17 protein-coding genes and 2 tRNA genes are annotated in these 22771 nt (G+C 76.3%); 11 read left to right on the top strand and 8 right to left on the bottom strand.

Going from position 1 to position 22771, the window contains the following annotated elements; translation table 11 throughout:
• Positions 1-65: 65 nt before the first annotated feature.
• On the top strand, positions 66-1058 hold the full coding sequence (locus tag MT994_RS04280; protein WP_083385089.1) for a siderophore-interacting protein: 993 nt from the start codon (positions 66-68) through the stop codon (positions 1056-1058).
• A 25-nt stretch (positions 1059-1083) separates the two neighbouring features.
• Here the strand turns inward: MT994_RS04280 and MT994_RS04275 are convergent, their stop codons facing one another.
• A complete protein-coding gene (locus MT994_RS04275; RefSeq protein ID WP_157446620.1) occupies positions 1084-1533 on the bottom strand; it encodes a hypothetical protein in 450 nt (149 codons plus the stop codon).
• 267 nt (positions 1534-1800) lie between these two features.
• On the opposite strand from MT994_RS04275, the gene MT994_RS04270 reads away from it, so the two are divergent.
• Positions 1801-4080, top strand: coding sequence for an AAA family ATPase (locus MT994_RS04270; protein ID WP_354805476.1), 2280 nt, complete (start codon positions 1801-1803; stop codon positions 4078-4080).
• An 81-nt stretch (positions 4081-4161) separates the two neighbouring features.
• Here the strand turns inward: MT994_RS04270 and MT994_RS04265 are convergent, their stop codons facing one another.
• Positions 4162-4743: a YbaK/EbsC family protein gene (locus tag MT994_RS04265; RefSeq protein WP_168945952.1), complete on the bottom strand. Its 582-nt coding sequence runs from the start codon at positions 4741-4743 to the stop codon at positions 4162-4164.
• A 379-nt stretch (positions 4744-5122) separates the two neighbouring features.
• Between MT994_RS04265 and MT994_RS04260 the strand changes: the two genes are divergently transcribed.
• From MT994_RS04260 to MT994_RS04245, 4 genes are all read left to right on the top strand, one after another.
• Positions 5123-6205 carry a hypothetical protein gene (locus MT994_RS04260; RefSeq protein ID WP_354805262.1) on the top strand — a complete coding sequence of 361 codons (1083 nt, stop codon included), beginning with the start codon at positions 5123-5125 and terminating at the stop codon, positions 6203-6205.
• The gene (locus MT994_RS04255; RefSeq protein WP_354805261.1) at positions 6202-7929 is read left to right on the top strand and encodes a DNA polymerase Y family protein; all 1728 of its coding nucleotides are present in this window, start codon (positions 6202-6204) and stop codon (positions 7927-7929) included. The genes MT994_RS04260 and MT994_RS04255 overlap by 4 nt, the downstream gene beginning before the upstream one ends.
• Positions 7922-11572, top strand: a complete 3651-nt coding sequence (locus MT994_RS04250; protein ID WP_354805259.1) for an error-prone DNA polymerase — start codon at positions 7922-7924, stop codon at positions 11570-11572. The genes MT994_RS04255 and MT994_RS04250 overlap by 8 nt, the downstream gene beginning before the upstream one ends.
• 110 nt (positions 11573-11682) lie before the next feature.
• On the top strand, positions 11683-11967 hold the full coding sequence (locus tag MT994_RS04245) for a hypothetical protein (protein WP_021483718.1): 285 nt from the start codon (positions 11683-11685) through the stop codon (positions 11965-11967).
• 71 nt (positions 11968-12038) lie between these two features.
• Here MT994_RS04245 and MT994_RS04240 read toward each other — a convergent pair whose 3' ends face one another.
• The 3 genes from MT994_RS04240 to MT994_RS04230 form a co-directional block, all read right to left on the bottom strand.
• Positions 12039-12440, bottom strand: a complete 402-nt coding sequence (locus MT994_RS04240) for a hypothetical protein (RefSeq protein WP_021483719.1) — start codon at positions 12438-12440, stop codon at positions 12039-12041.
• Positions 12441-12502: 62 nt separating this feature from the next.
• Positions 12503-13513, bottom strand: coding sequence for a Gfo/Idh/MocA family oxidoreductase (locus tag MT994_RS04235; protein ID WP_354805257.1), 1011 nt, complete (start codon positions 13511-13513; stop codon positions 12503-12505).
• A gap of 36 nt (positions 13514-13549) precedes the next feature.
• The gene (locus MT994_RS04230; protein WP_076404993.1) at positions 13550-14380 is read right to left on the bottom strand and encodes an RIO1 family regulatory kinase/ATPase; all 831 of its coding nucleotides are present in this window, start codon (positions 14378-14380) and stop codon (positions 13550-13552) included.
• Positions 14381-14736: 356 nt separating this feature from the next.
• On the opposite strand from MT994_RS04230, the gene MT994_RS04225 reads away from it, so the two are divergent.
• Positions 14737-17175 carry an HAD-IC family P-type ATPase gene (locus MT994_RS04225; RefSeq protein ID WP_354805256.1) on the top strand — a complete coding sequence of 813 codons (2439 nt, stop codon included), beginning with the start codon at positions 14737-14739 and terminating at the stop codon, positions 17173-17175.
• Between the two features lie 8 nt (positions 17176-17183).
• On the opposite strand, the gene MT994_RS04220 is transcribed toward MT994_RS04225, so the two are convergent.
• Complete coding sequence (locus MT994_RS04220; protein ID WP_061267388.1) at positions 17184-18011, bottom strand: metal-dependent hydrolase; 828 nt, start codon at positions 18009-18011, stop codon at positions 17184-17186.
• 394 nt (positions 18012-18405) lie between these two features.
• Here MT994_RS04220 and MT994_RS04215 point away from each other — a divergent pair, with 394 nt between their 5' ends.
• The 4 genes from MT994_RS04215 (at position 18406) to MT994_RS04200 (ending at position 20174) form a co-directional block, all read left to right on the top strand.
• Positions 18406-18537: a hypothetical protein gene (locus tag MT994_RS04215; protein WP_255376401.1), complete on the top strand. Its 132-nt coding sequence runs from the start codon at positions 18406-18408 to the stop codon at positions 18535-18537.
• Positions 18538-18692: 155 nt separating this feature from the next.
• Positions 18693-18764, top strand: a tRNA-Arg gene (locus tag MT994_RS04210).
• A gap of 43 nt (positions 18765-18807) precedes the next feature.
• Positions 18808-18880: transfer RNA gene (locus MT994_RS04205), tRNA-Arg, on the top strand.
• A gap of 121 nt (positions 18881-19001) precedes the next feature.
• Positions 19002-20174 carry an RtcB family protein gene (locus MT994_RS04200; protein ID WP_354805474.1) on the top strand — a complete coding sequence of 391 codons (1173 nt, stop codon included), beginning with the start codon at positions 19002-19004 and terminating at the stop codon, positions 20172-20174.
• A gap of 89 nt (positions 20175-20263) precedes the next feature.
• On the opposite strand, the gene MT994_RS04195 is transcribed toward MT994_RS04200, so the two are convergent.
• Positions 20264-21859 carry a HAMP domain-containing sensor histidine kinase gene (locus MT994_RS04195; RefSeq protein WP_354805253.1) on the bottom strand — a complete coding sequence of 532 codons (1596 nt, stop codon included), beginning with the start codon at positions 21857-21859 and terminating at the stop codon, positions 20264-20266.
• Complete coding sequence (locus MT994_RS04190) at positions 21852-22622, bottom strand: response regulator transcription factor (RefSeq protein ID WP_354805251.1); 771 nt, start codon at positions 22620-22622, stop codon at positions 21852-21854. The genes MT994_RS04195 and MT994_RS04190 overlap by 8 nt, the downstream gene beginning before the upstream one ends.
• Between the last annotated feature and the right edge of the window lie 149 nt (positions 22623-22771).

Below are 22771 nucleotides of genomic sequence, written 5' to 3'. Positions count from 1 at the left end.
CGGGCGCAGGTCCGCGTCCCGGACGGGTTGACCCCGCGGTGGGCGCGTAGGTTAGCCTCACCTGTGTGAGCCAGACCGTCGTCGCACCCCGCACCCGCGCTCGTCGTCCCGTCGCCCGTGCGACCGCCCCCTGGCGCTTCTTCGACGTCGAGGTGGCGCGGGTCGAGCAGCTCTCGCCGAGCTTCCGCCGCTTCACCTTCACCGGCCCGGAGCTCGACCTCTTCGGCGACCCGGGGCTCGACGTCCGGATCAAGTTCGTGCTCCCCGCGCCCGACGGCGGCTACGAGCACCTCGTGCGCGACGCCGAGTCCTGGTACGCCGCGTGGCGCGACCAGCCCGAGGAGCGCCGCAACCCGCTGCGCACCTACACGACCGTCGCGGTGCGCCCCGAGGCGCGCGAGGTCGACGTCGACGTCGTGCTGCACGGCGACGCCGGCCCCGCGTCGCGCTGGGCGCTCGCCGCCGAGGTCGGCACGCCGCTCGTCCTGCTCGGCCCGGACGCCACGTTCGACGGCCCGGCCGGCGGCATCGAGTTCCGCCCGCCCACCCGCCCGCACGCGCTCCTGCTCGCGGGCGACGAGACCGCGCTGCCCGCCCTCGCGGCGATCTGCGAGGACCTGCCCGCCGACGCGTGGGGCGAGGTCTACGTCGAGGTCCCGCACGTGGGCGACGCGCGCGACCTCGTGACCCCGCCCGGGGTGCGCGTGACGTTCCTCGCGCGCGACGACGTCCCCGGCGGGCCGCACGACGCCCACGGCGCGCGCCTCGTGCCGGCCGTCAAGGAGGCCGCCGCCCGCATGCTCGGTGCGGGCGTCCTCGGGACGGACCCGCCCGTCCAGTGCCGCACCGCGGAGGACCTCGAGGACGTCGACGTGGACGCGTCGATCCTCTGGGAGGTCCCCGGGCTCCTCGACGAGGAGACCGTCCTCTACGCGTGGCTCGCGGGCGAGGCGAGCGCCATCAAGACGCTGCGCCGCCACCTCGTCGCCGACCTCGGCGTCGACCGCCGCGCCGTCGCGTTCATGGGCTACTGGCGCGAGGGCCGCGCCGAGAGCTGACGCCCGGTCGTCGGGCGGCGTCGGCTCAGTACGGTGTCGTCGTCTCCCACCGCAGCCGCGGACGCCAGGGCATGGACAGGGCGAGGGCCAGGAACCCCTCGAACGCGTCCTCCAGGACGTCGCCGCCGCTCGTGGTGACCCGATAGCGCCGGATCCCACGACCTGAGCCCACCTCGATCGTGCCGGCGACGGCGGCCTCGACCACCGCGTCGATCGTCGCCACGCTCGACGCGGTGCGGGGGAGCTCCCACCCCGGGCATCGATCGATGCCCACGACGATGCCCTCGGCGTCGTGCATGACCCAGACCTCGGCCGCTCCGTCGGCTCGGGGCGTGACCGAGAACCCCTCCGCGCCGCCGTCCTCGTGGGGCAGCGAGACCTCGGCGCGGCCGCGGAGCTCATCGCGCCAGCGCAGGGCCAGCTCATGGAGTGCGGCGGTGGTGTCGTCCGCGGGCAGCGGCGGGGCGTGCGTCATGCGCACAGGGTGGCACGAAAAAAGAGGCCCGACCGGCCTCCCTCTCCAACGTATAGCGCACGGGGGGTCTTGCGGCAAGGCCCCCTCGGGGGCGCAGAATCTCCGCTCGTGCGCGGGTCGTCGTGGCCCGTGCGTCCCTCCGCAGGACCCGGACCGGAGCTGATGACGTTGCCCGACGCCCCCGTGACCGCCACCACCGACCCGTCCCGCCGCCCGTCGACCCACTCCACCGCGGACCAGGACCCGCAGCCCGCGCCGTTCTTCGACCTGCCCGCGCGGCTGGCCGCGAAGGCCGACCCGGCGCTCGTCGACCCCGACGAGCGCCACTTCGCGGCGGTCGCCGCGAGCCTCGAGCACTCCGTGGCCGACCTCGCGCAGCGTCTCGACGCGGCCCGGCGCGCGCCGGGCGGGAGCGGCACCGAGGCGCTCGAGCGCGACCAGGAGATCCACCGCCTCAGCAGCCGGTTGCGGCTGCTGAGGCGCTACGGCGTCGACCTGTGCCTGGGCCGCATGACCTTCGCCGACGGCTCCGCCCCGGTGTACGTGGGCCGCGTGGGCCTCACCGACCCGGCGGGGGAGCGCCTGCTCGTCGACTGGCGCTCGCGCGCCGCCGAGCCGTACTTCGCGGCCACGCCCGCGCGGCCGCTCGGCCTCACGGCGCGGCGCCGGTACCGGTGGGCGCGCGGGCGCGTCACCGACTACTGGGACGAGGAGCTCGTGCCCGACGGCGCGGGGTCGAGCGCGGCGCTCGACGACCAGTCGGCGTTCGTCGCGAGCCTGGGCGCGAGCAGGTCGCCGCGGATGCGCGACGTGCTCGGCACGATCCGGGCCGACCAGGACGCGATCGTGCGCGCGGGCTCGCGCGGCGCGCTCGTCGTCGACGGCGGCCCCGGCACGGGCAAGACGGTCGTGGCGCTGCACCGCGCGGCCTACCTGCTGTACGCCGACCCGCACGTGGGCGGCGGGCACGGGGGCCGACACGGTGGTGGGCACGCTGGCGGGCATGGCGGCGGGCACGGTGGTGGGCGCGGCGGCGTGCTCGTCGTCGGGCCCAGCCGTCCCTACCTCGCGTACGTGGCCGACGTGCTGCCCGGCCTCGGCGAGGAGGGCGTGCAGACCTGCACGCTGCGCGACCTCGTCCCCGAGGGCGCGACGGCGCGCGCGGAGGCCGACCCCGAGGTGGCCCGGCTCAAGGCGTCCGCCGAGCTCGTCGCCGCGATCGAGCCCGCCGTGCGGTTCTCCGAACGCCCGCCCGCCGAGGGCAGGGAGGTCGAGACGCCGTGGGCCGACGTCTGGCTCTCCCCGGCCGACTGGGCCGAGGCGTTCGAGTCCGTCGACCCGGGCACCCCGCACAACGAGGCGCGCGACGACGTCTGGGCCGCGCTCGTCGAGATCCTCGTGGACAAGGCCTGCGGGGGAGCCGCGGAGGACGGCGTCGACGTCGAGGCCGACGACGTGCGCCGCGCCCTGCGCGGCCACCGCGGGCTCGGCGCCGCGTTCGACCGCGCGTGGCCGCTCGTCGAGCCGACGGACCTCGTGGCAGACCTGTGGTCCGTGCCCGCCTACCTGCGCCTGTGCGCGCCGTCGCTCACGCCCGAGCAGGTGCGCGCGCTCCAGCGCGAGGACGCGCACGCCTGGACGACGGCGGACCTCCCGCTGCTCGACGCCGCGCGCCGTCGGCTCGGCGACCCGGAGGCGTCGCGCCGACGCCGCCGCAACGAGGCCGCCGTGGCGGCGGAGCGCGCGCGCATGGACGACGTCGTCGACCACCTCGTGGCGACCGACGACAGCGAGCTCGGGGTCATGCAGATGCTCCGCGGCCAGGACCTGCGCGACGCGCTCGTGGACGACGGCGCGCTCGTCGTCGCGACGCCGGACCGCCTCGCGGGGCCCTTCGCGCACGTCGTCGTCGACGAGGCGCAGGAGCTCACCGACGCCGAGTGGCAGATGGTCCTCAGCCGCTGCCCGTCGCGCAGCGTCACGGTCGTCGGGGACCGGGCCCAGGCGCGCCACGGCTTCCCCGAGGGCTGGCGCGAGCGGCTCGCGCGCGTGGGCTTCGCCCGCGTCGAGGAGGCGTCGCTGAGCGTCAACTACCGCACGCCGCGGGAGATCATGGCCGAGGCGGAGCCCGTCGTCCGGGCCGCGATCCCGGACGCGAACGTCCCGACGTCGGTGCGCAGCACGGGCGTGCCCGTGGCCCACGGGGCGGTCGCGGACCTCGACGCGGTCCTCGGCGCGTGGCTCGCCGAGCACGGGGACGGCACGGCGTGCGTCATCGGTGCCACCGAGCCGTCCGAGCCGTCCGAGCAGTCCGGGCCGTCCGGGCCGTCCGGCGAGGAGTCGGACGGCAGGGTCGGTTGCGCCGGTGGCGAGGGCGAGGGGTCCGCGCGGGTGCGGTGGCTCACGCCCGAGACGGCGAAGGGCCTCGAGTTCGACCTCGTGGTGCTCGTCGAGCCGCAGGCGTTCGGCGACGGCATCGAGGGCGCGGTCGACCGCTACGTCGCGATGACGCGCGCGACGCAGCGGCTCGTCGTCCTGGATCGCTGACCACCGGGCGTCGAGCACGACCTGGCGGTCGTCAGGCCGCCCGTGGCGACCGCCAGGTCGTGCTCGGCAGGGTGGGACGGGTCAGGCGACCGGGACGGCCAGGTCCTCGACGACCTCGACGCCGGGCAGGCGGCCCAGCAGGTCGCCGGGGAGCAGCAGCTTCGAGCGCCGCACGCCGCTGCCGATCAGCGCGAGCGCGCCGTCGGTCACGACGCGGGAGTCGACGAGCACGCGCCACCCCTCGGGCAGCCCGACGGGCGTGATGCCGCCGTACTCCATCCCGGACTCGGCCGTCGCGCGGTCGGTCGGCAGGAACGACGCCTTGCGCACGTCGAGCAGCTTGCGGACGCGCGTGTTGACGTCGGCGCGCGTGTGCGCCCGCACGACGGCGGCGGCGATGCGCTCGTCGCCCGCCCGCGTGCCGCCCACGACGACGCAGTTCGCCGAGGCCTCGACGGGCAGGTCGAACGCGGTGTTGAGCGTCGCGGTGTCGGCGAGGTCGGGGTCGATCTCCGTCACGGCGACGAGCGTCGCGACGTCCGGGTCGGCGTCGGCCCACCGGCGCAGCGCGTCGGCGGTCACGGGGGCGACGAGGTCGAGGTGGTCGAGCGCCGGCTCCCAGGTGAGCGAGCCGAGCGTGGGCAGGGTCGTGCGGGCGTCCATGGCGTCAGCCTGCCACCCCGGCGGGCCGCCGCGCGGGAGAGGCCGGATGCCGAACACGCCCCCGGAGCCCCTCGAGCCCGCCGAGCATGCGGTCGCAGCCCGTGCCGCCCGCCGGACGGGCGACAGCTGCATGGTCGGCGGGGGAGGAGGGTCAGGTAGAGGTCGAGGGTTTCGGGCAAGTCTCCAGTGGGGGTCGAAGGTTGGGGTGGGCATCTCGGACGAAGCAGGCGCCTCCGACCTGCGGAGTTGACACCTCGGAGCGGCGGTCGTTCACTGGAAGTGTTCGAACGTTTGTTCGAACACTGGCGGGTGCAGAACGACGCCCCCAGCAGTCGACGCGCGGTGCGCGTCCCGTCCGAGCAGCATCCCGGGAGGCGAGATGACCCTTCTCGCCGACCCCGCCGAACGGGCGGGGGCACCAGGCCCGACGGCTGCGGCCGTCGACAAGGCCGAGCGCGCCCGTGCCGTCCTGCGCCGTGCGGAGGAGCGTACGGGCGTCCGCCGACACCGTCCCGTCGTCGCCCCCCCGGCCCCGGAACCGCTCACCGCCCCGGCGGCACCGGCCGTCGTCCCGCGCACCGAGACCGCCCCGCGTGCCGACACCTTCCTGCGCGCCGGCACCGCCCTCCTCACCGAGGTCGCCCCGCTCGCGGACGCCGCCGCCTCGCCGGTCGTGCGGCCCGCCCCCGCACCGCCCGACCCTCCGGCACGCGCCCGCACCCGCCACGTCCGGACCTCGGGCGCGAGCCGGGACGCGGGCACGGACGAGCGGGTGTGGCCGGTGCACGACGCGCTCGCGCCGCTCCTCCCGCTCGGCGCCCTCCAGCGCGGCACCGTGCTGGCGGTGCGCGGCTCGACGAGCCTCCTGCTCGCGCTCGTCGCGCGGCCGTCACAGGCCGGGGCGTGGACCGCCGCCGTCGGGTTCCCCGCCGTCGGGCTGCTCGCGGCCGCCGACGCCGGCGCCGACCTCGACCGCGTCGTGCTCGTCCCGCGGCCCGGCCCGGACGCGGCGCTCGCGATCTCGGCGCTCGTCGACGGCCTGGACGTCGTGGTCGTCGGGCCCGACGCCGCCCTCACCGACCCCGACCGACGACGCCTGGCCGCGCGGGCACGCGAGCGCGGGGCGCTGCTCGTCGCCGCGGGGACGTGGCCGGGCGCGCACGTCGCGCTCACCGTGACGGGCGGCGGCTGGTCCGGGGCGGACCGCGGCGCGGGCTGGCTGCGCCGTCGCACCCTCGTCGTCGAGCGCGCGGGCCGCGGGGGAGCCGCGCGCCCCGCGCGGCTCGAGGTCGAGCTCCCGCTCGTCCACGAGGACTGGCCCGCGTTCCTCGCCGAGGACGCCCGGGGCACCCGGCCCGCGGCCGGGACCGGCGCCACCGTGGCCGGGGCCGCCGTGACCGCCCACGAGGCCGCCCGGGCCGACGACCCCGACCGGCCCTCCCGGCTCCGGCTCGTCGGATGACCACGAGCCCGACCCGCACGGCGGCCCTGTGGGTGCCGGACTGGCCGGTGCTCGCGGCGATGGCGGTGCGCGACGTCCCCGCGCACGTCCCCGCCGCGACGCACGACGGCCGCCGCGTCGTCGCCGTCTCCGCGACCGCGCGCGCCCACGGCGTGCGCCGGGGCATGCGCCGCCGTCGGGCCCGCGAGTGCTGCCCCGAGCTCGAGCTGCTCGACGTCGACGACGCGCGCGACGCCCGCGAGTTCGAGCCCGTCGCGCTCGCGGCCGAGACCGTCGTCGCGGGGCTGGAGATCACCCGGCCCGGCCTGCTGCTCCTGCCCGCCGCCGGGGCGAGCCGGTACCACGGGTCCGACGCCGCGCTCGCGGAGGCGCTCGTCGCGCGCGTCGCCGAGCGCACCGGCCACGAGAGCCAGGTGGGCGTCGCCGACGGCATCCTCGCCGCCGTGCTCGCCGCGCGGGACGCCGCCGTCGTCCCGCCCGGCCGCTCCGCCGCGTTCCTCGCGCCGCGGCCCGCGCGCGACCTCGTGCACGTCACCGCCCGGCCGGACGCCGCCGTCGCGGTCGACGAGCTCGTGGACCTCCTGGGCCGGCTCGGCGTGCGGACCCTCGGGGCGCTCGCGGCCCTGCCGCCCGCGACCGTCGAGGGGCGTTTCGGCGACCTCGGCGCGTGGGCGCACCGGCTCGCGCGCGGCGAGGACCTGCGCCCGCCCGCGCGGCGCCGCATCGAGCCCGACGTCGCGGTGAGCGCCGAGCTCGACCCGCCCGCCGAGCGCGTCGACGTCGCGACCTTCGCCGCGCGTCGGCTCTCCGAGGACCTGCACGACCAGCTCGTCGCGCGCTCGCTCGTCGCCGGGCGCCTGCGCATCACGGCGCGGACCGTCGAGGGCGACGACCTCGAGCGCACCTGGCGGCTCGACGGGCCGGGCGCGATGAGCCCGGCGCGCCTCACGGACAAGGTCCGGTGGCAGCTCGAGGGCTGGCTCACCACGACGTCCGTCCGCGCCGGGCGCGCGGCCCGGGCCGGGCGCGGGGGCGGTCGCGGAGGAGAGCGGGGCGGCTCGCCCGGCGGGGCCGACGTCGTCCCGGGCGTCGCGCCGCTGGCCCGCCTGTCCCTCACGGCCGAGGAGGTCGTGCCCGCGGGGGCGGAGCAGCCGCGCCTGTGGGGCGCGTCGAGCGGCGAGGACGCGCGGGCCCACCGCGCGCTCGGGCGCGTGCAGGGCATCCTCGGCGGCGACGCCGTCCTGCGCGTCCAGGTCCAGGGCGGCCGCGACGCGACCGACCGCGTGCACCTCGTGCCGTTCGGGGAGGACGTCGTGCGCCCGCGCGACCCGGCCCTGCCGTGGCCCGGCGCGCTGCCGAGCCCGGCCCCCGCGCTCGTGCCCGTCGAGCCGCAGGACGTCGTCGTGCTCGACGGCGCCGGGCGGCCGGTCGTCGTCGACGCGCGCCTCGCGATGAGCGGCGAGCCCGCGACCGTGCGGTGGCCGGCCCCCGCGCCGGAGGAGGGCCCGCGCCGTGCGGCGGCACCCCGGGACGAGGCGGCGCTCCCCGGGCCCGGGTCGTCGCGCGCCGTCGTGGACTGGGCCGGGCCGTGGCCGCTCGCCGAGCGCTGGTGGACGCCCGCGCCGCGGCGCCGCGTGCACGTGCAGGTCCTGCTCGACGACGGCCGCGGCCTGCTCCTCGCGAGCGCGCGCGGGCGGTGGACCGTGGAGGGCCTGTATGACTGACCGGACCACCGGCCCGCGCTACGCCGAGCTCCACGCGCACTCCGCGTTCAGCTTCCTCGACGGCGCGTCCCACCCCGAGGAGCTCGCCGCCGAGGGCGCGCGGCTCGGGCTGTCGGCGCTCGCCGTCACCGACCACGACGGCCTGTACGGCGTCGTGCGCTTCGCCGAGGCCGCGCGCAAGGTCGGTCTCCCCACCGTCTTCGGGTCCGAGCTGCACCTGCCCGCGCCGACCGCGACCGGCGCGCCCGTGCTCGACCCGCCCACCGGCGTCCCCGACCCGCGCTCGACCCACCTGCTCGTGCTCGCGCGCGGCACGCAGGGCTACCGCAACCTGTCGCGCGCGATCGCGACCGCGCACCTCGCGACGGGCACCAAGGGCGCCGCCGACTACCGCCTCGAGCAGCTCGCGGCGGAGGCCGCCGGGCAGTGGCTCGTGCTCACCGGGTGCCGCAAGGGCGCGGTGCGGCGCGCGCTCGTCACGTCCGGGCGCGCCGCGGCCCGCCGCGAGCTCGACCGTCTCGTCGCCCTCTTCGGCGCCGACAACGTGGCCGTCGAGATCACCACGACCGACGACCCGCGCGACGCCGACCTCCACGCGGCGCTCGCCGACCTCGCCGCCGACGCCCGGCTGCCGCTCGTCGCGACGACCGCCGCGCACTACGCCCACCCGCGCGACGCCGACCTCGCGGGGGCGCTCGCGGCCGTGCGCGCGCGCTCGTCGCTCGACGACCTCGACGGCTGGCTGCCCGGTGCCCCGACGACCCACCTGCGCTCCGCGGCGGAGATGCTCGCGCGCCACCCCCGGCACCCGCAGGCCGTCGCGACCGCGGCCGCGCTGGGGGACGAGTGCGCGTTCGACCTGCACCTCGTCGCACCCGACCTGCCGCCCTACCCGGTGCCGGACGGGCACACCGAGGCGACCTGGCTGCGCGAGCTCGTGCGGCGCGGCGGCGAGGACCGGTACGGGCCGCGCGGCCAGGAGAAGATCACGGGCGCGTGGGCGCAGATCGACCACGAGCTGCGCGTCATCGAGGACCTGCACTTCCCGGGGTACTTCCTCGTGGTCTACGACCTCGTCGAGTTCTGCCGCAGGAACGGGATCCTCGCCCAGGGGCGCGGCTCGGCCGCGAACTCCGCGGTCTGCTACGCGCTCGGCATCACGGCCGTCGACGCGGTGAAGCACGGCCTGCTGTTCGAGCGCTTCCTCGCGCCCGAGCGCGACGGCCCGCCGGACATCGACATCGACATCGAGTCGGCGCGGCGCGAGGAGGTCATCCAGCACGTCTACGAGACGTTCGGGCGCACGCACGCCGCGCAGGTCGCGAACGTCATCTCCTACCGGCCGAAGTCGGCGGTGCGCGACGCGGCCCGGGCGCTGGGGTACGACGTCGGGCAGGCCGACGCGTGGAGCAAGTCGATCGAGCGGTGGGGGTCGCTGCGCGGTCCCGACCCGTCGTCGCCCGCGGCCGACCGGGCGGCGAAGGAGCGGGCGATCGCGGCGAAGACCCCGGTTTCCACCGGCCCGGCCGCGCCGCGGGTCACGACGCGCACCGCCCGGAAGGACGCCGCGACGTCGCGCCTGTGGGGGAGCCGGGACTGGTCGCCCGACCTCACCGGCCGGGGCGCGCGCGTCGTCGACCCGCTCGCGGTGGACGAGGGCGACGTCCTGCGCGCGGACGACACGCACGACGTCGTGCCCGCGCACCGGCCGCCGTCGGCCGCGCAGGAGGGCGAGATCCCGGACGCGGTGCTCGACCTCGCCGACCGGATGCTGCGCCTCCCGCGGCACCTGGGCATCCACTCGGGCGGGATGGTCATGTGCGACCGCCCCGTCATCGAGGTGTGCCCCGTCGAGTGGGCGCGCATGGAGGGCCGCACCGTCCTGCAGTGGGACAAGGAGGACTGCGCGGACGCGGGGCTCGTGAAGTTCGACCTCCTCGGCCTCGGGATGCTCACGGCGCTGCGCATCGGGTTCGACCTCGTGGAACGGCACGAGGGCGGCCCGCGCCTCGCGCTGCACACGCTGCCCGAGGACGACCCGGCGGTGTACGACCTGCTGTGCGCGGCCGACACCGTCGGCGTGTTCCAGGTCGAGTCGCGCGCGCAGATGGCGACGCTCCCGCGCCTGCGGCCCCGGACGTTCTACGACATCGTCATCGAGGTCGCGCTCATCCGCCCGGGTCCCATCCAGGGCGGCTCCGTGCACCCGTACATCAACCGGGCGCGGGGCCGGGAGGAGGTGACGTTCCTGCACCCGCTGCTGGAGAAGTCGCTCGGCAAGACGAAGGGCGTGCCGCTGTTCCAGGAGCAGCTCATGCAGATGGCGATCGACGTCGCGGGCTTCTCCCCGAAGGAGTCCGACCAGCTCCGGCGCGCGATGGGGTCCAAGCGGTCGGTCGAGCGCATGGAGGAGCTGCGGGGCCGGCTCATGGACGGGATGCGGGAGAAGGGCGTCACCGACCCGGCCGTGCGCGAGGAGATCTACGACAAGCTCAAGGCGTTCGCCGACTTCGGGTTCCCCGAGTCGCACGCGTACTCGTTCGCGTTCCTCGTCTACGCGAGCTCGTGGCTCAAGGTGCACCACCCCGCGGCGTTCTACGCGGGGCTGCTCGCGGCGCAGCCCATGGGGTTCTACTCGCCGCAGTCTCTCGTGGCGGACGCGCGCCGCCACGGCGTCACCGTGCTGCGCCCCGACGTCAACGCGTCCGACGTCGAGGCGACGGTCGAGCGGCTGCCCGCCGACCATGCGGCTGCGCCCGCCGAGCATGCGGGTGAGGACCGTCATGGCGCCCGGACGGGCGACAGCCGCATGCTCGGCGGGAAGGTAGGGGTCGATACCCGCTACGGGCCGGAGCCCGACCTCGGGCTCGCGGTGCGGCTCGGGCTCGCGAGCGTGCGCGGGCTCGGGAAGGACGCGGCCGAGCGCGTCGTCGCGGCGCGCGGGGCACCGGGGGAGGGGCGGGCCTTCAGCGACCTGCGCGACCTCGTGCGGCGTGTCGACCTCACGACCGCCCAGCTCGAGGGGCTCGCGACCGCCGGCGCGACCGACGGCCTCGGCGTGACGCGACGCGAGGCGCTGTGGGCGGCCGGCGCGCTCGCGCAGGAGGGTCCGGGGACGCTGCCGGGCGTGAGCGTCGGTGTCGAGGCGCCGGCGCTGCCCGGCATGACCGACGTCGAGACCGCCGTCGCCGACGTCTGGGCCACGGGTGTGTCGACCGACTCCTACCCGACGCAGTACGTGCGCGACGGCCTCACCGCGGCCGGGGTGCTCACCGTCGTCGGCGCCGTGGCGGTGTCGCGCGAGATCGAGGAGGTCGACGCGGCGGAGCGCGCGGCGGGCGAAGTGCCGGGCACGCGCCCGCACCCGCCGTCGCGCGTCGCCGTGGGCGGCGTCGTCACGCACCGGCAACGGCCCGGGACCGCCGGAGGCGTGACGTTCCTGTCGCTCGAGGACGAGACGGGCATCCTCAACGTCGTGTGCTCGCCCGGGCTGTGGCAGCGGTTCCGGAAGGTCGCGCGCGGGTCCGCGGCGCTCGTCGTGCGCGGGCGGCTCGAGCGGGCCGACGGCGCCACGAACCTCGTCGCGGAGCACCTCGCGCCGCTCTCGCTCCAGGTCGGCACGACCTCGCGCGACTTCCGCTGACGCGGGAGGCGGGGCCGCCGCGCCGGGGACGGCATGGTAGGAACGGACCGGGTGCCGCGCGTCCGCCGACGTCCGGGCCCGGACCGTCTCGCCGACGAGAGGAACCCGTGATGCCGCCCCGTCTCACCGCCCGCACGATGCTCTGGACCGGGCTCGGCCTGACCGTCGGGAGCGCGCTCGTCCAGAACGTCGGCCTCATGAACCTCGCCTATCCGTTGGCGGGCACCTGGTTCGTGGGCGTGCTGCTCACCGTGCTGCAGGTCGCGTTCACCGGGGGCGTCGTGCTCGCCGCGGGGTCGTTCATCGTGCGGGCGCTCCAGCCCGACGACGTCGCCCCGCCCGGGCGGTCGCCCGCCGCGTCGTCGTGGGAGGACCGGGACAACCGGCTGTCCTGACCCGGGCGCTCGCGGCCGGTGGACGGGCACGGTCGTGCGGGGGCTGGTCGTGCGGGCGCGGTCGGCGCGGCCTACGGGCCGACCGGCACCGCGACGCACACCTCGAACGTGTCCCGTGCGCGGCGCAGCAGGTACCGCACCTCCTGCGCCTCCTGCTCGTTCGCGTACTCGTCGCGGTAGCTCCAGCGCGCGTGCGCCCAGACGAGCGCGTCGCCGACCTCCTCGACCCCGACGAGGTGCGCGACCACGCCGACGAGCCCGCGCTCGCGGAACCCCCGAGCGATCTCGTCCGTCGACGCGCGGACGTCCTCGGGGTCGCCGAGGAGCACCGAGCCCGTCGTGCCGACGACGAGCGCCGGGAAGGCGTAGCTCTCGCCGATCGTGTCGAGGTCGCCCGTCGAGAGCGCGACGCCGTAGGTCGTGAGGAACGTGCGGACGTCGTCGGCATCGAAGGACTCGGTGGAGGGCTCCATGCTCCCGTTCTACCCCGTCCGCGGGGCCCCGGCGCGGGCGGCGGGAGCTCCGGGGCCCGGGCTCAGGGCCGCAGGGCCGCCCCGACCTGCTCGAGGAGTGCGAGGTCGGCGAGGATCGTCGCGTGCTCGGCGGCGACCCGGCCCGCGTCGTCGGTGACCCGGCCCGCGTCGTCGGCGGGGTCCGCCGCCGTGCGCGCCGCGGCGGACGCGGTCGTGGCGGCACCGGGTGCGAGGACCGCGAGCCCGTGCTCGACCACCGGGGCGAGGTAGTCGGCGTCGAGCACGACCTCGGTGCGCTCGACGCCGCGGGGCGTGCGCACCGCGACCGCGAACCCCGCGGTGGGGTGGGCGCCCGGGTCCAGGAGGAGCAGCCGGACGTCGACACCGCCCAGCCGCGTCGTGGCGACGATCCCGTCCGCCGAGCGCGTCACGACGGGCGGCGACCACGCCGCCCCGGGCGGCGCACCGACGACGGCGCGCGCCGCCTCGACGACGTGGATGCCGAGGAAGAACAGCCCGTCGCGCTCGTCGTGCGGGTCCGCCGGGCCGGACACCTCGACGGCGGGTCCGGGCGGCGACGCCGCTGGCCCGGGTGGCGACGCCGGTGCTGCGGTGACGAGCGGCGCGACGGGATCTTCGGCAACGGTCACGAGGGCGGTGCGCGCCGCCGCGACCTCGGGCGCGAACCGCAGCGCGGACGCCGTCGTCACGGCCGTGCCGAGCGCGTGCGCGACGTCGAGCGTCGCCCGCGCGTCGGCCACCGACGCGGCGAACGGCTTGTCCACGAGCACCGGGACGCCCGCCGCGAGGAGCGCACGGGTCGCGACGCCGTGCCGCCGCCCCGCGCGGTGGGCGACGATCGCGGCGTCGACGCGCCCGACGACGTCGGGCACGGTGGCGTCGCCCGCGTCCAGGAGCAGCCCGCCGGCCGCGGCGAGCTCCGCGCGGCGGCCGGGCTCCCCGTCGACGAGCGCCACGAGCCGCACGCCCGGCCAGCGCCGCTCGGCGGCCACGAGCCGCACGTAGTGGTCGGCGTGGGACGAGTCGAGACCGACGACGGCGAGGCGCAGCACGCGGTCGATCGTCGCACGCTGGTCCGGGCGCGGTCGTCACCACGCCTGGGCGAGCAGCACCGCGAAGAGCTCGTCGGCGTCCGTCTCGAGCCCGCGCGAGGCGAACCACGCGGCCATGGTGCGGCAGTCGCGCAGCAGGAGCTCGGTGCCGAACGGGTTCGCCACGAGGTCCACGACCTGCGGCAGGTCGATGACGACGATCCGCTCGCCGTCCGCCAGGACGTTGTACGGCGACAGGTCGCCGTGCGCGTAACCGAGCCGGGCGAGCACGGCCATGGCGTCGCGGACCTGGTCCCACCACGACGCGAGGAGGTCGCGGTCGGGCCGCGTGCGCGCGAGCCGGGGCGCGGCCTCGTGCGAGACGCCGTCGGACGTGCCGACGAACTCCATGAGGATCTCGTCGCCGTCGATCTGGACGGGGTACGGGACGGGCGCACCGGCCGACCACAGCTCGCACAGCGCGGCGAACTCCGCCGCGGCCCACTGCCCGGCCGCGACCTGGCGGCCGTAGCGCGACTTGCGGTCGAGCGCGCGACGGTCGCGCGTCCGGCGCACGCGGCGGTCCTCGGTGTAGACGGTGTCGCGCCGGAACGAGCGGTGGTCGAGGTCGCGGTAGCGCTTCGCGGCGAGCAGGCTGCGGCGCGCGGGGTCGCCGGGGACGGCCCGCTCCAGGAGGAAGACGTCCGCCTCCTTGCCGGTCTTGAGCAGGCCGAGCTCGGTGTCGAGGGCCGCGTCGGCCGTCACCACCCAGTCGGGGCGCGGCTCCGGCCCGCGCTGTCCCTTCTCGACGGCGGACCACGTGGACCAGCGCTGGTCGTCGCCGAGCGCCGCGTCGAGGACGCCGGCCTCGGCCTCGGCGTCGGCCAGGTCGGCGAGGCGCCGCAGACGGCGCGGCGGGGGAGTGCGGGGGTCGCGCGCCAGGGCGGGCGGGAGGGAGAGGTCGGGGTACGGCAGGTCGTGCTCGGGCACGGGGGCTCCTCGGGGGAGGGGAGCGTGCGTCGCCGCGGCCGCCGGGCAGGCGGTCGGGGACGGTCGTCGCGAGCGGTCGTGGACCGGTCAGCGGCGGTGGGCGCTCCCGGGGGTGGTGGACACGCGAGCGGGGGTCGTCCAGCTCATGGCGTTCCTCCTCTCCTCCGGTGCCCGACGACGCGGGCGACGTGCTGCGACCGTCTCATCGCCGCGCGGCCCGGCGCAACGGAATTACGGCGGATACGATCGCGCCCATGACGGCGCCGTCGACGAGGGCTGCGGGACTGACGTCACGGGACGTCGCGGAGCGCGTCGCCGACGGCAGGGTCAACCGGTTGCCGCCCCGTTCGGGGCACACGACCTGGGACATCGTCCGGGCCAACACCGCGACGCGGATCAACGCCCTGCTCGGGGTGCTCCTCGTCCTGGCGCTGAGCACGGGCTCGCTCATCAACAGCCTCTTCGGTCTCGCGATCCTCGCCAACGCCGGCATCGGGATCGTCCAGGAGCTGCGCGCGAAGCGCACCCTGGACGCGCTGGCGATCGTGGGGCGGGCGCCCGTGCGCGTGCGCCGCGACGGGGCGGTGACGGAGGTCGACCAGGCGGACGTCGTCGTCGACGACGTCGTCGAGCTCGGCGCCGGGGACCAGGTCGTGGTCGACGGCCCGGTGGTCGAGTCCGCCTCGCTCGAGGTCGACGAGTCCCTCCTCACGGGCGAGGCCGACCCCGTCGTGAAGAGGCCCGGGGACCGGCTCCTGTCCGGGAGCTTCGTGGTGGCCGGGTCGGGCGCCTACCGGGCGACGGACGTCGGCCCGGCCGCGTACGCCGCGCGGCTCGCGCACGAGGCGAGCGCTTTCACGCTCGTGCGCTCGGAGCTGCGGTCCGGCATCGACTCGATCCTGCGGGTCATCACGTGGCTGCTGGTGCCCGCGGGCGTCCTCACGGTGGTGAACCAGCTCGTCATCTCGCGGCAGGGGTTCCGGCAGTCCGTGCTCGGCATGGTCGCCGCCCTCGTGCCCATGGTCCCCGAGGGCCTCGTGCTCCTGACCTCCGTCGCCTTCGCGATCGGGGTGGTCCGGCTCGGCCGGCGGCGGTGCCTCGTGCAGGAGCTGCCGGCCATCGAGGGGCTGGCGCGCGTCGACGTGGTGTGCGCGGACAAGACGGGCACGCTCACGGAGAACGGGATGCGCCTCGCCCGGGTGGACGTGCTCGACGGCCCCCGGGACGAGGTGGAGCGCGCCCTGGCGGCGCTCGCCGCCCTCGACCCGCGGCCCAACGCGTCCGTCGCCGCGGTCGCGGAGGCGTTCCCGGATGCACCGGGCTGGCGGGCGACCGCCGTCGTCCCGTTCTCGTCGGCCACGAAGTGGTCCGGCATGTCCTTCGCGGACGCCGACGGCCCGCAGGGGAGCTGGGTGCTCGGCGCGGCGGACGTGCTGCTGGACCCCCGGTCCGCCGTGGCGCAGCAGGCGACGGCCCTCGGCGCCGACGGCCTGCGGGTGCTGCTCCTCGCGTCGACCGACGCCCCGGTCGACGCCGCCGCCCCGGACGGAGGCGCTCCGGGGCACCTCGTCCCGCGGGCGCTCGTCGCGCTCGAGCAGCGGGTGCGCGCGGACGCCCGGCAGACGCTGGACTACTTCGACACCCAGGGCGTCACGGTGAAGGTCGTCTCGGGCGACAACCCGGTGTCCGTCGCCGCGGTCGCGCGGTCCCTCGGCCTGGGCGGCCCCGAGACGTCGGTCGACGCCCGGACCCTGCCCGCCGACCGGGAGGAGCTCGCGACGGTCGTCGAGGGCGCCACGACGTTCGGCCGGGTGCGACCGGACCAGAAGCGGGCCGTCGTCGGGGCTCTGCAGGCGCGCGGGCACACCGTCGCCATGACGGGGGACGGCGTGAACGACGTGCTGGCCCTCAAGGACGCGGACATCGGCGTGGCGATGGGGTCCGGAAGCCCGGCCGCGCGGTCCGTGGCGCAGATCGTCCTGCTGGACGACCGCTTCGCGACGCTGCCGTCCGTCGTCGGGGAAGGGCGCCGCGTGATCGGGAACATCGAACGGGTCGCGCACCTCTTCCTCACCAAGACCGTGTACGCGGTGGTGCTCGCCGTCCTGGTGGGCCTCGCGGGGGTCGGTGCGTGGCTCGTCGGCGCCGACCCCGTCTCCTACCCGTTCCTGCCGATCCACGTGACCGTCGCGGCGTGGTTCACCATCGGGGTCCCCGCGTTCGTCATGTCCCTGGCGCCGAACGACGAGCGGGCGCGCCCGGGCTTCGTGCCGAGGGTGCTCCGGCTCGCGGTGCCCGCGGGCGTGTCGATCGGCGTCATGACCTTCCTGTGCTACCTCGTGGTGGACCCGGGCGCGGGCGGGGCGTCGTTGGGCGGCCCGACGGACACGCTCGCCCCGGAGGAGGTGCGGGCGTCGACCGCGGCCCTGGTCACCCTGCTCGTGGGCGCCCTGTGGGTGCTCGCCGTCGTGGCGCGCCCGTACACGGCGTGGAAGGTCCTCCTGGTCGGCTTCTGCGCGGTGTTCTACGTGGCGCTCTTCAGCATCCCCGCGGCGAGGGAGCTCCTGTCGCTCGACGTCTCCGACCCCGGGACGCTCGGCGTCGGCCTGGCGTGCGGCGCGCTCGCGATCCTCCTGACCGAGGCGCTGCGGTGGTCGACGGCGCGCGTCCCCCGCGCCCGCGCCGCCGGCTGAGGACGGGCTCAGGCCGCCCCGGACGCGAGGACCTGGATCGCCGCCACCACGCGCTCGTACGTGCCCAGGGTGTCGAAGCCCATCTGGTCGAGCGCCGACCACACGAACCCGACCGTCGCGTACATCCCGACGGCCGTCGCAAGGATCCACTCGCGCACCGACCCCGTGGAGCCGAGCAGGGGGAGGGCGAAGCTCCCGCTCGGGCGCCACACGTCGTCGACGACGAGCGAGCGCCGCACCCAGCGCGGCGAGCGGATCTTCACCGGCCACAGCAGAGGGGCGCCGTTGGTCGTGAGCACGTCGCCGAGGATGTGGATCGCGACGCCGAGCCCGACCGCGACGGGGAGCCAGTTCCACTCCTCCGGGGAGAACAGGGCGACGAGCACGGCGACGGTGAGCGACGTCACCCACGGCACGAGCTTGCCGCGCCGCGTGAGCTTGAGCGCCTTGAGCGCGAGCGCGACGAGCAGCACCGCGAGCAGCCCGCCGCCGACGTAGACCGTGCCGAAGCTCGCCGTCTCGACCGTGACGAGCCCCGCGAGCCAGGCGAGCGCGGTGAACACCGCGATGCCGAGGAACGAGTGCGTGCCCTGGCGGTGCCCGCCCGCGACCGTCTCCACGGCGTCGGACACCCACTCGCTCACGGGCGGCAGCGAGTGCGCGAACGTGCCGTTGTGATGGTCGGCGTCGGGGAGGAGCGCGGCCCCGGCGCACACGACCGCACCCGTCATGACCCCGACCGACGACACGGGGTGCCAGCCGAGGGCGAACGGGGCCGTGGACGTCACGGCGATCCACGCCGCCGCACCGGTCGCGGCGTGGTTGGCACCCATCATGGCGGCGCATCTCCTGTCGTCGGGCCCGCGCGCGGTTCGTCGGCGTCGGGAGGTCTGTCCGGAACGTCCGGAACCCTACCCGGTGCCGCCGACAGTCCCGGTCGACCGCCCGGAAGGCCGGGAGCCAGGACCTCGGCCGGGAGAAAAGTGTGCCAAGCGCCGACGTGCCCGGCGCGGGTGCGAGCTCGTCCGCGGGCAGGAAAGGCCGCCCGTGGGGGCAGGAAAGACTGCCGGCCGGTGGGTGCTCCGGGCGGTGCGGCGGCCCTCGGTCGGAGAATTCCTCCACGAATTCGAGAAATGGGGTTGTGTCGACCAGGAAAGGCGCGTACGGTCTTCCTCGGTCGACCACATTCCGGTGCGTGGGCCACCCGACACGACCGAGAGGAGCAGCGCCGTGCGCGAACCCGTCCAGCAGGACCGGCGACGTCCCGTCCTGCCCTGCGAGCAGCCGCGCGTCGTGCTGCCCGTGGCGTATCTCAGCGTGTCCTCGTTCCTCGTCGGCTACCCCGGCGGTCCTGTCGTCTGACCACAGCGTCGTCACGACAGGCCGTCCCGGACATCGCCGGGGCGGCCTTTTTTCTTGTGCGGGAATGCACCCGGTCGGGGTGCATTTCTCGTGCTGTCTTTCTCTTCTCTCCGCCGTCGGCGCGCATTTGTCGTGCGCCTGCGGTGAAAAGCACTGCCTTCGTGGTCCAACGGACACGACGCCGCTCTACGGAAGCGGAGACGGGGGTTCGACTCCCTCCGAGGGCACCTGGACGCTCGCGTCCCGTCTGCTCGACGTTAAGGAGCACCAGCGCGCGTAGCTCAGCGGACAGAGCGCCGGCTTCCGGAGCCGGGCGTCGGGGGTTCGAGTCCTCCCGTGCGCACCTCGTCGCCCCAGCCGGGGCGGCGTCATGATCGTCAGGACGACCCGAGGAGGTCAGCATCGTGAGCACCGAGGCCCACACGTTCCCCGTCCCGCTGTCGGGCGCGAAGGCACCCACCCTCATGTGGGCGCACGAGCACGCCGTCGAGCCGGCCGCGCTGCAGCAGCTGCGCAACATCGCCGCGCTGCCGTGGGTCGAGGGCGTGCGTGTCATGCCCGACGTCCACCTCGGCAAGGGCGCGACCGTCGGCTCGGTCATCGCGATGCGCGACGCCGTGTCGCCCAACGCCGTCGGCGTCGACATCGGGTGCGGGATGATCGGCGTCCGCACGTCCCTCACGGCGGAGGACCTGCCCGACGACCTCGGACCGGTCCGCGCGCGCATCGAGGCCGCGATCCCCGTCGGCTTCCACGCGCACGACGAGCCGGTCGACCCGCACCGGCTGCGCTCGATCTCCGGCCGCGGCCCGGCCGAGGTCGCGCGCGGCGCGGACGCGTTCTGGTCGCGGTTCTCCGGGCTGCACGGGCGCGTGTCGGACATCGAGGGCCGCGCGCGCCGTCAGCTCGGAACCCTGGGCGGGGGAAACCACTTCGTCGAGCTGTGCACGGACACCGACGGGCAGGTCTGGCTCCAGCTGCACTCGGGGTCGCGCAACATCGGCAAGACGCTCGCGGAGCAGCACGTCGCGGTCGCGAAGCGGCTGGAGCACAACCAGGGGCTCGTCGACCGCGAGCTCGCCGTGTTCCTCGGCGGCACGCCGGAGATGGACGGGTACCTCGCCGACCTGTGGTGGGCGCAGGAGTACGCGGCGCGCTCGCGAGCGGTCATGATGACGCTCGTCGTCGACGCCGTGCGTGCGTCGTTCCCCGGCCGCGAGATCGCGTTCGACGAGGCCGTGAACGTCCACCACAACTACGTCGCGGTCGAGCACGTCGACGGCCAGGAGCTCGTCGTGACCCGCAAGGGCGCGATCCGGGCCGGGAAGGGCGACCTCGGGCTCATCCCGGGGTCCATGGGCACCGGCTCGTACATCGTGCGCGGGCTCGGGAACCCGGAGTCGTACTGGTCGGCGTCGCACGGCGCGGGCCGTCGCATGTCGCGCACGAAGGCGAAGAAGACCTTCACGCTCGACGACCTCGCCGCCCAGACGACCGGCGTGGAGTGCCGCAAGGACGCCGGGGTGCTCGACGAGATCCCGGCCGCCTACAAGGATCTCGACGAGGTCGTCCGCGCCCAGTCCGACCTCGTCGAGGTCGTCGCCCGGCTCACGACGCTCCTCTGCGTCAAGGGCTGACCAGGCGGTCCCGGCGCGGCGAGCAGGTGGTCCTGGCGCGTCCCGAGGTCCGGACGAGCCAGGACCACCTGCTCGGCACCGGAGGGGTGTCAGAGGCGGGTTCGGGGGAGGCGGACCGCGACGGTGGTGCCGGTGGGGCCGGGCTCGTCCGCCGTCGCGGACGTCACGGTGATCGTGCCGCCGTGGGCGGTGACGATCGCGTCGACGATCGCGAGCCCGAGGCCCGTGGAGCCGCCGGTGCGGTTGCGGGCGTCGTCGCCGCGGGTGAAGCGGCGCAGGAGCGTCGGCCGCAGGGGCGCGGGGATGCCGGGCCCGTCGTCGGCGACGGCGAGCACGACGGCGTCGGCGTCCGCGGAGAGCCGGACGTCCACGTGCGTGCCGGGCGGGGTGTGCGTGCGGGCGTTGGCGAGGAGGTTGGCCAGCACCTGGCGCAGGCTGGCCTCGTCGCCGGTCACCTCGAGGTCGACGGCGTCGTCCGGCAGGTCGTCCGGGTCCGGGGCGCCGGACGCCGGGTCGACGTCGAGGTCGTCCGCGCCGGGCAGGTCGAGCGCCCAGTCGTGGTCGGGTCCCGCGGCGTGCGCGTCCGTGACGGCGTCCACGGCGAGCACGGCGAGGTCGACGGGCGCGCGGTCGAGCGGGCGGCCGGCGTCGAGCCGGGCGAGGAGCAGCAGGTCCTCGACGAGGCCGGTCATGCGCACGGCCTCGGCCTCGATGCGGTCGAGCGAGCGCGCGGTCGCGGGCGGCACGTCGTCGGGGGAGCGGCGCACGAGCTCGGCGTACCCGCGGATGGAGGCGAGCGGCGTGCGCAGCTCGTGGCTCGCGTCGGCGACGAACCGCCGCACCTGGGTCTCGGAGTCGTGGCGCGCCTGGAGCGAGGTCTCGACGTTCTCGAGCATCCGGTTGAGCGCGGCGCCCACCTGGCCGACCTCCGTGCGCTCGTCGGTGAGGTCGTCCGGGACGCGCGGGATGGCGTCGATCTCGCCCTGCGCGAGCTCGAGCTCGGAGACGCGGCCCGCGGCGGCGGCGACGTCGTCGAGCGGGCGCAGCGAGCGCCGCACGAGCCAGGTGCCGAGGAGCACGGCCGCGAGGACTCCGGCCGCGCCGAGCGCGGCCTCGACGAGCACGTACCTCTCGACGGTCGCATCGACCTGGGCGGTGCTCGACGCGACGACGACGGGCTGCCCGTCCGCGGTGGTGCGGTGCACGGCGCGGAACGACCCGAGGTCGGGGAGGTCGACGTCGTGCGCGGCGCCGTCGGCGGGGACGTCCTCGAGCGTCGCGACCTGGGCGTCGTCGAGCGTCACGCGCTGGAGGTCCGGGGTGACGTACTCCGCGAGGACGAGCTCGCCGCCGTCGTACCGCAGCACGGCGCTGCCGGGGCCGGTGCCCGCGGGGAAGCGCGACGGGTCGTCGGGGCCGCCGGGCTCCGGCCCGGACGCGTCGCCGGTGCCGTCCGGGGGCTGCGCGGGGCCGTTGCCGCGGGCGAGCCGGTCGCTCGCCTGGCGCAGCTCGTGGTCGACCTGGGCGACGAGCTGGGTGCGCAGCACGACGGCGGACGCGACGGCGAGCCCGACGGTGACGAGCAGCACGACGGCCGCGAGCACGAGCACGAGGCGCCGGCGCAGCGCGGTGGGCCGCCGCTCCCTGCCGGTGGCCGTCGGGCGGGTCGTGCCGAGGTCAGGCACGGGCGCTCTCCGCGTCGGCGGCGGGCTTGAGCACGTACCCGACCCCGCGCAGCGTGTGGATAATGGGCGCGCGGCCCTTGTCGATCTTGCGGCGCAGGTAGGAGACGTAGAGCTCGACGATGTTGGCCTGGCCGCCGAAGTCGTAGTTCCAGACGCGGTCGAGGATCTGCGCCTTGGACAGCACGCGGCGCGGGTTGCGCATGAGGTACCGCAGGAGCTCGAACTCGGTCGCGGTGAGCCGGATCTCCTCGCCCGCGCGCCGCACCTCGTGCGCGTCCTCGTCGAGCTCGAGGTCGCCGACGACGAGCACGGAGTCCTCGCGCTGGGCGGTCGCACCGCCGCGGCGCAGCAGCCCGCGCAGCCGGGCGACGACCTCTTCCAGGCTGAACGGCTTGGTCACGTAGTCGTCGCCGCCCGCGGTGAGCCCGGCGACGCGGTCCTCGACGGCGTCGCGCGCGGTGAGGAACAGCACGGGCACGTCGGCGTCGCGCTCGCGCAGGCGGCGCAGGACGGTGAGCCCGTCCATGTCGGGGAGCATGACGTCGAGCACGACGACGTCCGGCCCGGTCTCCCGCGCGGTGCGGATCGCGGTGTGCCCGTCGAGCGCGGTGGAGACGTCCCAGCCCTCGTACCGCAGCGCCGAGGTGAGCAGCTCGGCGAGGTTCGGCTCGTCGTCGACCACGAGCACGCGGACGGGGGAACCGTCCGGGCGCGTGAGGCGCGGCTGGTCCGGGCGGCCGACGGGGGCGGGGGCTGCGGTCATGCTTCCAGGGTCGCGCGCGACGCGGAGGCGTGCCTGTGGTGACCCTGTGCGCTCGCTGTGCCCCGGGGCCGGCCCGGCCACCGCCCGACGCGCGCCGCGGGCCGGGGTGAGAAACCGCAGTCGCGAGTCGTTGAAACCTTGACTTTTGT

Source organism: Cellulosimicrobium sp. MI9406 (assembly GCF_040595865.1).
GTDB lineage: Bacteria > Actinomycetota > Actinomycetes > Actinomycetales > Cellulomonadaceae > Cellulosimicrobium > Cellulosimicrobium funkei.
Note: the sequence above shows the minus strand (reverse complement) of the source record. Positions and strands in the feature narration are given on the sequence as shown.

What these genes read in the sequence shown, in the direction of transcription:
- MT994_RS04265 (WP_168945952.1), bottom strand. Translation starts at nt 4,743, where the DNA reads ATGGACGCCCGCACGACCCTGCCCACGCTCGGCTCGCTCACCTGGGAG.
- MT994_RS04245 (WP_021483718.1), top strand. Translation starts at nt 11,683, where the DNA reads ATGCCGCCCCGTCTCACCGCCCGCACGATGCTCTGGACCGGGCTCGGC.
- MT994_RS04275 (WP_157446620.1), bottom strand. Translation starts at nt 1,533, where the DNA reads ATGACGCACGCCCCGCCGCTGCCCGCGGACGACACCACCGCCGCACTC.
- MT994_RS04200 (WP_354805474.1), top strand. Translation starts at nt 19,002, where the DNA reads ATGTGGGCGCACGAGCACGCCGTCGAGCCGGCCGCGCTGCAGCAGCTG.
- MT994_RS04240 (WP_021483719.1), bottom strand. Translation starts at nt 12,440, where the DNA reads ATGGAGCCCTCCACCGAGTCCTTCGATGCCGACGACGTCCGCACGTTC.
- MT994_RS04260 (WP_354805262.1), top strand. Translation starts at nt 5,123, where the DNA reads ATGACCCTTCTCGCCGACCCCGCCGAACGGGCGGGGGCACCAGGCCCG.
- MT994_RS04225 (WP_354805256.1), top strand. Translation starts at nt 14,737, where the DNA reads ATGACGGCGCCGTCGACGAGGGCTGCGGGACTGACGTCACGGGACGTC.
- MT994_RS04220 (WP_061267388.1), bottom strand. Translation starts at nt 18,011, where the DNA reads ATGATGGGTGCCAACCACGCCGCGACCGGTGCGGCGGCGTGGATCGCC.
- MT994_RS04255 (WP_354805261.1), top strand. Translation starts at nt 6,202, where the DNA reads ATGACCACGAGCCCGACCCGCACGGCGGCCCTGTGGGTGCCGGACTGG.
- MT994_RS04250 (WP_354805259.1), top strand. Translation starts at nt 7,922, where the DNA reads ATGACTGACCGGACCACCGGCCCGCGCTACGCCGAGCTCCACGCGCAC.
- MT994_RS04190 (WP_354805251.1), bottom strand. Translation starts at nt 22,622, where the DNA reads ATGACCGCAGCCCCCGCCCCCGTCGGCCGCCCGGACCAGCCGCGCCTC.